General features: G+C 64.8%; 8 protein-coding genes and 1 pseudogene. 8 read left to right on the top strand and 1 reads right to left on the bottom strand.

Translation table 11 applies throughout. The annotated features are described in order from the left end of the window. Positions 1 to 43: 43 nt before the first annotated feature. The 8 genes and pseudogenes from HD841_RS20980 to HD841_RS07230 form a co-directional block, all read left to right on the top strand. Positions 44 to 193, top strand: a pseudogene (locus HD841_RS20980) (FecR/PupR family sigma factor regulator); the annotation flags it as partial. A 120-nt stretch (positions 194 to 313) separates the two neighbouring features. Beyond that, entirely contained in the window at positions 314 to 1012 is a 699-nt protein-coding gene (locus HD841_RS07260; protein WP_257015340.1) for a FecR family protein, read from the top strand. Between the two features lie 320 nt (positions 1013 to 1332). Then, a complete protein-coding gene (locus tag HD841_RS07255) occupies positions 1333 to 4257 on the top strand; it encodes a TonB-dependent receptor (RefSeq protein WP_179508233.1) in 2925 nt (974 codons plus the stop codon). 116 nt (positions 4258 to 4373) lie between these two features. Then, positions 4374 to 5135 carry a Slam-dependent surface lipoprotein gene (locus HD841_RS07250; RefSeq protein ID WP_179508232.1) on the top strand — a complete coding sequence of 254 codons (762 nt, stop codon included), beginning with the start codon at positions 4374 to 4376 and terminating at the stop codon, positions 5133 to 5135. Between the two features lie 79 nt (positions 5136 to 5214). After that, the gene (locus tag HD841_RS07245; protein ID WP_179508231.1) at positions 5215 to 6699 is read left to right on the top strand and encodes a surface lipoprotein assembly modifier; all 1485 of its coding nucleotides are present in this window, start codon (positions 5215 to 5217) and stop codon (positions 6697 to 6699) included. A gap of 37 nt (positions 6700 to 6736) precedes the next feature. Beyond that, positions 6737 to 7342 carry a biliverdin-producing heme oxygenase gene (locus HD841_RS07240; RefSeq protein ID WP_179508230.1) on the top strand — a complete coding sequence of 202 codons (606 nt, stop codon included), beginning with the start codon at positions 6737 to 6739 and terminating at the stop codon, positions 7340 to 7342. Between the two features lie 58 nt (positions 7343 to 7400). After that, complete coding sequence (locus tag HD841_RS07235; RefSeq protein ID WP_257015339.1) at positions 7401 to 7754, top strand: YbaN family protein; 354 nt, start codon at positions 7401 to 7403, stop codon at positions 7752 to 7754. A gap of 5 nt (positions 7755 to 7759) precedes the next feature. Continuing rightward, on the top strand, positions 7760 to 8485 hold the full coding sequence (locus HD841_RS07230; RefSeq protein WP_179508805.1) for an energy transducer TonB: 726 nt from the start codon (positions 7760 to 7762) through the stop codon (positions 8483 to 8485). 553 nt (positions 8486 to 9038) lie between these two features. Here the strand turns inward: HD841_RS07230 and HD841_RS07225 are convergent. Continuing rightward, entirely contained in the window at positions 9039 to 12104 is a 3066-nt protein-coding gene (locus HD841_RS07225) for a TonB-dependent receptor domain-containing protein (RefSeq protein WP_179508228.1), read from the bottom strand. Positions 12105 to 12176 lie beyond the last annotated feature (72 nt).

Raw genomic sequence — 12176 nt, 5'->3', positions numbered from 1 at the left:
GAGTGCTGGACGGTGCTCATCAGCAAGGAAAGCCGCTGGCGTCATGACCCCGAGAGAGGATCGGAAACGAATCGACCGGGAGGCGGCGATCTGGTTCGTGCGCCTTGCCGACGATCCGGAGGACGCCCCCCTGCGCGCGCAATTCGCCCTCTGGCTCACCACCGGGCCGCTGCATCGCGCGGCGTGGGACGAAATGCGCGCCCTCGACGCATCGGTGGGCGTCGCGGGTGCCGACCGGAGCCGCGTCGGAACGGCTCGACAGGATGCTGTCCTCGGTTCAGCACGGACCCGCCCATTCCGGATCAGGTCGCGCATGGCGATCGCCATTGGGATCACCGCCTGCGTCGCATGGGCGACCGGACCGGACCTCCGCATCCGGGTGACGGCGCAAGCCATTGCGCCGGCCGGACAGGTTCAGGTGATCGCGCTACGCGACGGCAGCCACGCCTGGCTTGCGCCCGGTACGGCGATCACCTTCACCACCCGCCCGAACGAGCGCCGCCTGACCTTGCTGCGCGGCACCGCTTTTCTCGACGTCGCGCATGACCCGGCCCGTCCCTTTCGCGTCGAAACCGACCGGGCGCTGGTCAGCGTGCGGGGAACCGCGTTCGAGGTCAGTGCCGGCGAGCCGACCCATGTCGCAGTCGCGCGGGGGCTGGTCAGCGTCGCGGATCGACAGCAGCATGAACTCGGTCGGCTCAGAGCAGGCGAGGTGATCGCGTTCGGCGCGGCGATCAAGCCCGAGCGGCGATCCATCCAGATCGACCGGATCGCCACTTGGCGGGTCGGCCAATTGATCGTCAACGACCGCCCAGTCGGAGAGGTCATCGCCGCGATCCGACCCTGGTATCCCGGTTACATCGTTGCGCGTGGCGCCGGACTTGCCCGCGACCGGGTGACCGGCGTGTATGATCTGCGCCACCCGGATGACGCGCTGGCGGCGCTTGCCCGCGCCCGGCCGATCCGCATCGACCGGATCACATCCCGGCTAAGGATCGTGACGGCGGACTGATCCGTCGCTGATTATTCCTATGCCTCAGTATCTTGGCGCTGCGGGCGGCGGAATCTACCGACCCGCGCATTTTTCCGTGGAAAAGTCCCGGCATTGTTCGTCCTATAAATGCGAACGCATCGCAGTAGCATTGTGGGCGTATGAGGCTCTAGCGGGGGACATGACGCGTGACGTCGGGGAAAACATTCGGACATTGCAGGTCGTTAGGCTCGGTGATCTGCCTATTGCTGACATCAGTGTCGGCGGCGGGATTGTTGCCGCAAGCGGTGCATGCACAAGCCGTTGCGGCGGCGCAAGCGTTCGACATTCACGCAGCGACCATGGCCGATGCTTTGGTCGAGTTCGGCCGACAGGCGGGGCTTCAGGTCAGCGTCAGCGCGGAGGATGTGCGCGGCCTGTCCGCGCCAGCGGTCACCGGCACGATGACTGCGACTGAGGCGCTCAGCCGCCTGCTGGCGGGCAGCGGCTTCACCTACAGCGTCGAAGGTCGCATCGTCACGCTGGTCCGCGCGCCGGCCCCGGCTGCTGGTGCCATCGCGCTCGATCCGCTGCGGGTGCAGGACGCCACGCCGGACGCGGCATTGCGCGAGACCGGCACCGAACGCGACGCACGCGGCCACGACGCGGTCTATGACCTGGACCAGTCGAGCGTCTTCGCGGGACGCGAGGAGGTCGAGCGATACAAGGGCGTCAACGCCGCCGACGTGCTCAAAGGCATGGTCAACGTGTTCAGCGGCGACGCGCGCAACGGCGGCGCTCTCGATCCCAGCATCCGCGGCGTGCAGGGTCCGGGCCGCGTGCCGGTCATCATCGACGGCACCGAACAGGCGCTGGTCGTGTGGCGCGGCTATAACGGCGCGGGCAATCGCAGCTATATCGACCCCAGCCTGATCGCGGGCGTGCAGGTGCTCAAAGGACCGGGCTCGACGCGCGGCGTACATGGCTCAACCGGCGGCGCGGTGGTCGTCAACACGCTGGACGCCAGTGACATCCTGAAGCCCGGCCAGCCTATCGGCGTCGAGCTGAAGCTGGAGGGTGGCAACAATTCCACCGACCCGCGCCTGCCGACGCTGCTGACCGGCAAGGATTACCGCACGGTTCCGGATTTCGTCTGCCCCGGCAATTTCCCCTCGCCGACCTACCCCTATTGCGACAAATCGCTGCGCGTCGCGCTACGCCACGACGATGACAATCACCTGCTGTCGCTGGGCGACCGCGCCTTCCGTATTGCCGTCGCAGGGCGCACGGGCGATGTCGACCTGTTCGGCGCCTATGCCTATCGCGAGCGCGGCAATTACTTTTCGGGCAAGACCGAACCGGGCTATTACCAGCAGCGTGACGGCCAGCTGGAGGCCGCCACCTATGTCCGCAAACTGGGTCTCAATTACGAACCCGGCAACGAAATCCCCAATACCTCGACCGAATCCGAATCTTGGCTGTTCAAGGCAGGCTGGCACGTCGCGCCCGATGCCGCGTTGCAGATCGGCTTCCGCGACAGCAAGTCGCGGTTCGGCGAGATCATGCCATCGCGTATCTTCTACGCCGGGAACGGCTATTTCGGCGACGCACAATGGCCGTTGAGCAAGGTGCACGCGCAGGCGTGGAACGCCGACTATAAATGGCAGCCGGACAGCCGCTGGATCGACCTGAAACTGTCCGGCTGGCGAACGCATACGGTCAGCGACACCTATACTTCGGGCGGCTTTCCCAATGCGGCGTCCTACGAGGACCCGATCATCGTCAACAATGCGGTCGCCAATGCGATCAACACCCGCACCGGCTTTTCGGGCAGCAACCAGTTCAGGCTCGCCTCGCGCCTCGACCTGCTGCTTGAGGGCAATTGGCAGCATGAGAAACTTGCCTCCAACGATAGCTATTCGACCGCGATCGCCAACGGTTGGCGCGCCTTCCCGCGCGCCGGGCGGCGCGAGGAATGGCGTATCGATCTGAAAAGCGAATGGCGGCCGACCGACTTCCTCAAGGTCAACGGCGGACTGACCTATGCCAAATTCTGGGCGCAGGACGATTTCCTGCCGGAATATATCCGGCGTAAGGGTGGGTCGATTTTCGATGTCGTCCCCGTGTCCAGGTACATAACCTATAAGACGAGGCAATTCGGGATTGATGTATATGAAGCCTTTCTTCGTTCGCAGGATTATACCGAAAGGGCGATTCAGCGCAAACTAAACGAATACAGAGCCAAGCCCTTTCCGATCGACATCGAACGCAAGGCTCCATGGGATGCTGATGCGAACGGGAAATACTCGAGGTACACCAATATCTGTCTGAATGGCGACGTCAACCAGATCGCCAACTACCTTTCGGATAGCTGCCGGTCAGGCTTAGTTCAGGGCCGGGTTTTTACAACCGAAGCGAAACGCAGACGAGGCGATGGCTGGGCGCCCAATTTATCGGCCACCCTTAATCCGACCGCCAGCACACGCGTCTATGTCCGCTATGCCGAGGCGTGGCGCTTTCCCAGCATGTTCGAAAGCACGGTCGGCTTCTCCGCCTCGGTCAACCTGAGACGCGAGCTGAAGCCCGAGCATATGTATAGCTGGGAAGCCGCAGCCATTCAGGATCTGCGACCGCTGTTCAGCCTGACCGGCGACGATCAGCATGCCGACCTCAAGTTGACCTGGTACAGCAACCTCACGCACGACGTGATCGATCGCGACAGCAGCCTGATGTTCAGCAATATCGATCGCCAGTTGATCGGCGGTCTTGAACTACAGGCACGTTACGACAACGGTGGCTTCTTCACCGAGATCAGCGCCGGTCATATGACTGTCAATAAGGTTTGCGATGCCGAAGTCGCCATACTTACCGACCCTGACAAAGGGCGTGTTCCCGATTGCGTTAACTATGGGTTCGTCGTCAGCTACCTGCTGACGCAGGCAACACCGAAGGACAGCATCAACTGGTCACTCGGTGGTCGCTTTTTTGAAAGACGGCTCGAACTGGGCGGCCGGATGTCATGGTATAACCAGTACCACAATCCGCAACTCTACGAATTCACCAGCCGCGCCGTTTGTGCCGGAGGAGGCTGCGCGCTCAACATTCCCTATGTCTGGGGTGAGACGCTAACCGTGGATGCCTATGCCCGGTACCGGTTCAACGACCGGTTCGCCGCCGAACTGGTTGGGACCAATCTCAACGACCGATATTATCTGGACCCCCTTTCGCGCTCGATGATGCCGGCCCCCGGCCGCACCGTGCGAGTCAGTCTGACGGGACGGTTCTGATCCGCAATTCAGGGCCGCCGCCGCATCCCTCTATCCTTGCAAGACACGGGATGACGAAGACGACCCTGGATGAATGCGCCTGAATGGTCAGGCGCTCCAACCGCAGGAGACGTAGAATGAAGTACGCTCATCTCAAAGCCCTCGGCCTCGCATTGCTCGGCTCGGCCGTCCTAGCCGGTACGGCACAGGCGCAGATCGTTGGCGGGTCCAGCGATACCGACAAGGTGAAGATCGGCGAAAGCACGGTCAATGGCGGCCCTCACACGTCGGGCAAGGTCGGCATTCATGTGCCGAACCTCGACAACGGTAAATATGTCGACTTCCGCGGATTACAGAACGTCATTCCCGCTGACCTGAACGGCGTGGTCACCTATACCGACACGACCACGACCACGCCCCGCCACAATGCGTACGGCCGCTTCGACTTCGCGCAGGTCAGCTCGCACGACGTCTATTTCGGCGAATGGTCGCAGACCGGCAGCGCCACGGCGGGCGATCACACCGTCTATTATGGCGGCACCGGCGCATCGTCGTCGCTGCCGACGGCGGGGACCGCGACCTATGCGGTGAAGGGGATCAGCGACTATCAGAATCGCAGCATCCTGACCGGCACCTTCACCGCCGACTTCGCCAACAAGGAACTGACCGGCTCGATCCAGTCGTCGGGCGGCTACAAGGTCGACATCGGCACTGCCGATATTCGCGGGACGACGATCAGCGGCTCGGGCGCCGTCGCCTCGCAGGGCAGCAGCACGCTGGCCAGTGGCGGCACGGTGAACGGTCAGTTCTTCGGCACCAACGGCAGTGCGCTGGCCGGCACCGCCGCGTTCGCGGGGGCGCGTCAGTACGACACCGCCTTCGGCGGCACCAAGAACTGATCGCCCGATCGTGGCGAAGGCCGGGTATTCGACGAAGCCCGGCCTTCGTTTTTTCCCCTCCCGACAGGCCTCCCCGCACTTGCGACCCCGTCTCCCCCGCCCTCTGCCCGCGCTGCTGCTCTGCGCCGCCACGCCCGCGCTCGCCCAGACCGAACCGGGGCAGGACACGCGCCTTCGCCTCGACCAGCAACTCGACCGGCAAAGCAAGAAACAGGACGCCGATACCCGCGAACAGGCCGCGGCGCTCGACGGCGCGCCCGCGTCGATCACGCTGGACGGCGAGACCTATGCGGTCGGCACCACGCCCGACGATATCGGCCGCGCGCTCTACGCCGCGCTGTCGCACCGGCAATGGGCGGACGTCCGCCGCTTCCTCGCAGCCTATGAAAAGCTCGCCGAACCCGACCCCTTGCTGGTCGATTATGCCCGTGGCGCGCTCGCCCGGCAGGACGGGCATTTCGCCGATGCCGAACGCGCCTATCGCCGGCTGCTCGCCGCACGGCCCGATTTCCTGCCCGGCCAGCTCGAACTCGCCCGGCTGCTGTTCGAGGACCACAAGGACCGGGAGGCACGCGCCGCATTCGAGGCGGTCCGCGCGCGGCTGGCCGCCGGCTCGGACCAGAGCAGCGGTGTGCTCCGCTCGGTCGACCTGTTCCTCGCCGCGCTGCGCCGGCGCAGCGGCTGGCAGGGCAGTATCGCGATCGGCCCCGGCTACAGCAGCAATCTCAACCAGTCCTCGGCGAGCTATACCTGCCTGTTCACCACGACCGACGGCAATTGCCTGTTCGAGCGCACGGTCCCCGATCCGATCGGCGCGCCAGGGATCACGATCGAGGCGGCCCTATCGCGCCGTTTCGCCCTGGCCGGCCATGGCGGCCTGCGTGCCCGCACGCTGCTGTTCGGCGACGTCTACCCGGGTCAGCATGGCTATTCGCAGGGAACGCTCATCACCCGGATCGGCTATGAGCATCAGACTGCGCACGATACGCTCGCCGTGTCGCCGACCGTCGATCTCGGCACGCTCGGCTCCTCGCTGCTGTACCACGCCGCCGGCGTTAACGCCGAATGGACGCACGGCATATCGCCGAGAGCGCTGGTCAAGCTGGAAGGCAATTATCGCCGTTACGCCTATCCATTGCGCGCGTATCGCGCGCAGGACGGCGATCAGGCCGACCTGTTCCTGACCGGCTGGTATGGGCTGCCCGGCGACTGGCTGCTGCTCGGCGGCGGCGATATGGTCGACAAGCGTGCCGCCAATGCTGAGAACGCCTATCGGCAATGGGGCGCGCGGTTGGGCGTCAGCAAATCGCTCGGCCACGCAGCGACCGTGCTCCTGATCGGCGCCACGCGCTGGCGCGCCTACGGTGGCTATAGCGAAACGTTCGAGGCAAAACGCAGCGATCGCGAACAGGTCTATACCGGCATCGCCCGCTTCCCATCGCTGGAATTGCGCGGGCTCGTTCCCGAACTGCTCGTCCAACACACTCGGGTCACCAGCAATATCGACTGGCTTTACTCCTGGCACCGCACCACCGCCAGCCTGAGGCTGAGCCATGTTTTCTGACCTACGCCCTCCTTCCCCTCGCCCTGGAGACTTCGTCATGAGCCCGCTGCCCGACCTTGCTATCCCCGCGGATAGCCGCGCTCTCCGCCTCCGCGCGATGACCCGCGAGACACATGAACGGCTCGATCATACGGTGATGAATGCCGCCTCCTTCGCCACCCGCGACGGCTATGCGCGCTTCGCTGCGTCCCAGTATCTGTTCCACCGGGACATCGACGCGCTCTATGCCGATCCCGCCCTGCGCGCCGTGCTGTCAAACTTGGCGCTGCGGCGGCAATTACCGCTGCTCGCGCTCGATTTGGCGGATCTCGGGGCGCCCGTTCCGCCGGGGGAGTCGCCGCCGATCTTCGCTGCCGACAAGCCGATCGACCTACCGACCGCGCTCGGCTGGCTGTACGTCGCCGAGGGATCGCGGATGGGTGCCGCGCTGCTGCGCAGGGAGGCCGCCAAGCTCGGCCTGTCCGACGGCTTCGGGGCGCGCCATCTCGCGCCTGCGCCGGAAGGCCCTGCCGCGCATTGGCGCGCCTTCGTCCGGGCGCTCGACGCGGTCGATCTTGCCCCAGAAGATGAAGCGCGGGTGATCACCGGCGCCACCGCTGCCTTTGCGCAGGTACAAGCCCATGTCGACCAACGGCTCGGCTGACCGCCCTGCACCCGCGTCGGTTCGGCACGCGCGGGGCCGCACGACCCGGACTCTGCGGATGGCGCTCGGCCTCTTCTTGGTCGGGATCAGCTTTGTCGGCCTGTTCGTGCCGCTGCTGCCAACGACCGATAGCCTGATCCTTGCGCTGCCCTGTTTCGCGCGCTCATCGGTGCGGCGGGAACGCTGGTTATTCGATCATCCGCGAGGTGAGCCGCCGCTATGCGCCTGGCGAGCGGAGCGGGCGATTCCCCGCCGCGCGAACATCGCAGCCTGTGTCGAGATGACGGACGATTACGCGATCTTCTGCCTTGCCGCGCGACCGGGTCAGATCGCTGCGATGTCGGTCGCAGCCGCGATGATCGGCAGCGCGGCCTGGATCGTCACCCGGCCTAGCCCGAGCATGGAGGCGTGACGATCATGGATGGACACGACCGGCGGCGTGACGCGCGCTATTGCGACCGGCACAGTGACTGGTCGAGCCGGCTGTTCGGTGTCGGCGGCACCCTGCTGATCGCCGCGCTGGTGCTGGCCGGTGCCCTCGTCACCTGGACGATCGTGCGACCCGCGCCACCGATCACGCGGCCGATGGTGGTGAACCTGATGCCGCTCGCCTCACCTCCGGAGCCTGTGCGCGATGTCGCGCCCGGCCCGCAGCAGGTCGAGCGGCAGGCGGCCAAGCCCGATACCCGCACAGTGGCTGCGCCAGTCCCTGTCATCCCGCTTCCGGCGCCGCCCGCGGCCCCGACCCGGCCTGCGGAGGCCACGCCGCCGACCGATCCAGCGCCGCCGGTTGTCCAGACGACCGCTCCGCGCACGATCGCCGCGCCCGTGATGGATCGCCTGTCCGACGCTGCCAGACCAGATTGGGAAGGCATCCTGCTCGCGCATCTCGAGCGATTTCGCCGCTATCCCCCACGCGCCCGTGCCGCCCGGCAGCAGGGCATTGTCCATGTCCGGTTCCGGATGAACCGTGCCGGCATGGTACTCGATGCGCAGGTGGTGCGCGGATCAGGGTCCGTCTCGCTCGACCAGGCGGCGCTCGAAACATTTCGGCGGGCGCAGCCGTTGCCGGCGATCCCGCCGGATAGGCCGGACCAGCTCGAATTGACGATCCCGGTCGAATTCCACCTTGACCTGCGCTAAGTCAATCCAAACGCGTGACCGAATGGTGTCCACAGTCGTTAGCCCGGTCCCTCGGAGACGCGCCGCTCGAGGAGCAACAGGTCGGCGCGGCCGTGGGCGCCATAGACTTGCACGGGCGGCAACTGCGGCTGGTGACGAACAGGATTAGTGGTCCAGCGCCGTTCGAATCCCAGATCCGACACGCAGCGGTTTGAGCGAGAGATCGAGCAACGGAGCCCTTCCTCAAAGCAGGGTGCCGTCCAGCGTAATCAGTTGTCCGATCGCGACTGGCGTGCGGCAGGCGATACCCACCCTAAGATTGCAGTCGGCAGCAGATCGCAACGCCAACGCAAGCGATAGGTGCTGCCAGCTTGGTAGAAACGGTCAGCAGCAGCTCGATCGGGACTACCGCCCCAGGACGCTTGCGAACGGCACTTGTCCTGATGCGGGACCGCCCGATAGGGCTCGGACGCCCCATGCGATCCACGCACCATTGGCAAGCTCGCTGACCGCCCACCCATTCTCAAGGACGCCGCACGCACCGGCCAGATGCGCACCGGTCCGCATCGCGGGGTTAGAAGTTGAACTTCGCGCCGGCACTGAAGTTGCGGCCGACGACCCCTGTATAGTGCCAGCTGTTGAGATAGTTCGGGTTGGTCGTATAGGCGCCCGAGGCCAGCGGCGCGCGGGCGTTGGTCAGGTTCTGTACGTTGACGAAGAACCGCAGCTGGTCATTCACCTCCACAGCCGCGTTCAGGTCGACGTAGATGAACGGGCGCACATAGCATTGGTTGTTCTTGTCGCCACCGTCCGGCACCGGCGCCAACGTATTCTTGCACGACAGATCGATCACCCCGTCGCTGTCGTTGGGCTTGATCCGGTCAGCCGCGACCTGTTTGATCCTCCCAACATAATAGGCCGTCGTGGTAAGCGAGAATTTGCCCACCTCCAGCGCGTTCTGCCAGTTGCCGCGGATGCTTGGCGTACCGCCGCCTGACGACAGCCTGTACGGCCCCAGCGTTCCTGCGTACTTCTGCACCACGCCCTCGGGGGTCACCAGATCGAGGCGAAGCACGCGGGTGACGTCGAGGCGACTGATCAGGCGCACGCCATCCGACAGCGGAACATTGGCGCTGGCCTGCATGTCGATGCCCGAGCTGATCTGATAATTGGCGTTGGCATAGGGTGCCTTGAACACCAGCAGTCGCGGTAAGGCGCCCGGGTTATAGGGATCGGGCGCATCGACGACATCGCATCTATAGCCTTCACCCACGCGAGCAAGCGCAGCGCAGGCGTCCGCCTTGTTGGTCTGGCCATAATAAGCGTCGATCGCGGCGGCTCCCTTAGGCCCACTGACGATGAGGTTTGATTTCTTGATGTTGTAATAGTCGACGGTCAGGTTGAACCAGCGCGTCGGCTTGATGATCGTACCGAGCGTAATGCTCCGCGACACTTCCGGGAGAATCTCGGGTGCGCCCTGCGCCGCGGTACCCAGGATATAGGTGCTCGTATAGGCCGGATTGCTTTTGTGCGCTTCGATGAAGCTTTTAGGCGGCGTGAAGGGCGAGAAGCCGGCGTAGCTGCTCGCCGGGTTGTACTCCGCGAAGGTCGGCGCGCGGAACCCTTGCGAATAGGTGGCGCGAAGCGCGATCTGCTCGACCGGCGTGAACTTGACACCGACCTTGGGCGAGAAGTGGCTGTAGCCCTGCGAATAATGATCGTATCGACCCGACACGTTGAGGTCGACTTCGTTGGCGAACGGCGCGTCGATCTCGAAGAAGCCGGCCGTCACGGTCTGACGTCCCTGGGCGGACGACGTGGTCATCCCATAATAGCTGAGGTCGGCGTTCTGGTTGCGGTTCATCAGCGTCTCGCGACGCACCTGGAAGCCCGCGCCCATGTTGAGATCCCCGCCGGGCAGCGCCATCACGGCCTTGATGATCGAGCCGCCGATCGTCGCGATCGTCGAGTAGGAGGGCGTGGTGCGGTTCGGCGATATCTGGCTGCGCACGGCCGCAGTGTTGAGTTCGGGATTGACGAAATTGTACGCGCCCGTGTTGATCGCGTTCAACAGGCCCTGGACGTTGATGGCGCCATATTGCGTGATGCTGAAATCGTCGCGGGCGTAGACGCCATTCAGGCGGAACCTGAAGCCATTGCCGAGATTGCCCGAAATGCCCCCCGTGGCGCGGAACACGTCGACATAGCGTTCGCTGCCAGTGGGGATGTCGCCGAACAGATAATAGATGCGCGCGGCACCATCGCCGGGGTGTTCGGCAAAGGCGGCCGCATAGGGGTTGTTTGGGTTCAGCCTTTTGTCGGCCGCGTTGGCGCAGTTCACACCCGCCGAGCAGACATAGACGGGCAGGACGATGCCGGGGTTCTTAGAAGACAATGCGGGTGAACCGCCAAACGGCTGGTTCTGAAGGATGGACGAAGGCACGTCCACGATGCCGACGTCGGAATGGGAGTAGCTGGCACTCGCGAAGGCTTCCAGATTGTCGCTGAGGCGCATGGTAAGCCGACCGGTGGTCGAATACCGCTGCTGGCGGGGCTGGACGATGAAATACTCATCGGGGATGTTGTGGGCACAGCCGGTTCCCTGGGCCTCGTTTGTGTTCACCGTGAAGGTGCCGCGCGGGCAGGCGTTCGGGTTGAGCAACTGATATTCATTGGTGGGTGGCGCACCGTCCTGGCCGGAGAGCGGATTGTTGAGATCGGTCTGCGTCACGCGGGTGACGACCGCCTGCGGGTTCGACACCACCAGCGAGTCGTCGTTGCGGTTGCGGTCGGCCAAGCCGCTGGGCCGCAGGTCGAGCGTGTTGAACGGATAGCCGCGTGAGTGGTTCTTGATGTACCCATCATAGGTGTATTCACCGTTCAGGTAGAAGTTCCAGCCCTTCTCCTCGTAATTGCCATAGCCGGCGGTCAGCGTCGCACGATAATGCGAGCCATCGCCCTGCTCGGTCGTACCGCCTTCGGCCGACCCTTCGATGCCCTCGAAATGCTTCTTGCTGATCAGGTTGACCACGCCGCCGATCGCGTCCGCGCCGTAGGTCGACGATGCGCCGTCCTTCAACACTTCGATACGGTCGACGATGCTGAACGGGATCGAGTTGAGATCGACATAGGCGTTGTGGCCGTCGTCGTTGAGCGGGAAGTTCGCCGAACGCAGCCCGTCGATCAGCACCACGGTCGACGAGACCCCCAGGCCGCGCAGCGACACCGCGGCGCCGCCCGCCGAGAAGCCGTTACGGAAGCCGGTGGAAATCGACCCGGCGCTGTCGGCCGACACCGAGCGGATCGCGGCCTGCGCGGTCGTGATGTTCGCGCGTTCCAGCGTCTCCGCGGTCAGCATGGTCACCGGCGAGATCGAGGTCGCGTTGGAATCGCGGAACAGCGTGCCGGTGACGACGATCTCGTTGCCCTGGCCGGGATCGGCCTGCGCGGCGGGCTTGCTCGCCTGCTGATCCTGGACGGCCGCCGCTGCCGGCGCCTGCGGCGCTGCGGTCTCATCCGCGCGGGCTGCCTCCGCCACCGCCGCCGGCGTCGCGTCCTGCGCTTGGGCCTGGACCGCCATCGCGGTCAGCAACGCCGCGGCCGAAACGCCATAGCGCAGGGTCGAACATGCAGATTTCACCAAAGTCACCAAGCTCACCCCTTGTCTTGCAGCAGCGGGGTGCGCTGACACGTCTACCCCCCTGCTCTCCCG

The sequence above is a fragment of the Sphingomonas melonis genome (assembly GCF_013409985.1).
GTDB lineage: Bacteria > Pseudomonadota > Alphaproteobacteria > Sphingomonadales > Sphingomonadaceae > Sphingomonas > Sphingomonas melonis_A.
Note: the sequence above shows the minus strand (reverse complement) of the source record. Positions and strands in the feature narration are given on the sequence as shown.

What these genes read in the sequence shown, in the direction of transcription:
- HD841_RS07235 (WP_257015339.1), top strand. Translation starts at nt 7,401, where the DNA reads ATGGCGCTCGGCCTCTTCTTGGTCGGGATCAGCTTTGTCGGCCTGTTC.
- HD841_RS07250 (WP_179508232.1), top strand. Translation starts at nt 4,374, where the DNA reads ATGAAGTACGCTCATCTCAAAGCCCTCGGCCTCGCATTGCTCGGCTCG.
- HD841_RS07230 (WP_179508805.1), top strand. Translation starts at nt 7,760, where the DNA reads ATGGATGGACACGACCGGCGGCGTGACGCGCGCTATTGCGACCGGCAC.
- HD841_RS07260 (WP_257015340.1), top strand. Translation starts at nt 314, where the DNA reads ATGGCGATCGCCATTGGGATCACCGCCTGCGTCGCATGGGCGACCGGA.
- HD841_RS07240 (WP_179508230.1), top strand. Translation starts at nt 6,737, where the DNA reads ATGAGCCCGCTGCCCGACCTTGCTATCCCCGCGGATAGCCGCGCTCTC.
- HD841_RS07255 (WP_179508233.1), top strand. Translation starts at nt 1,333, where the DNA reads ATGGCCGATGCTTTGGTCGAGTTCGGCCGACAGGCGGGGCTTCAGGTC.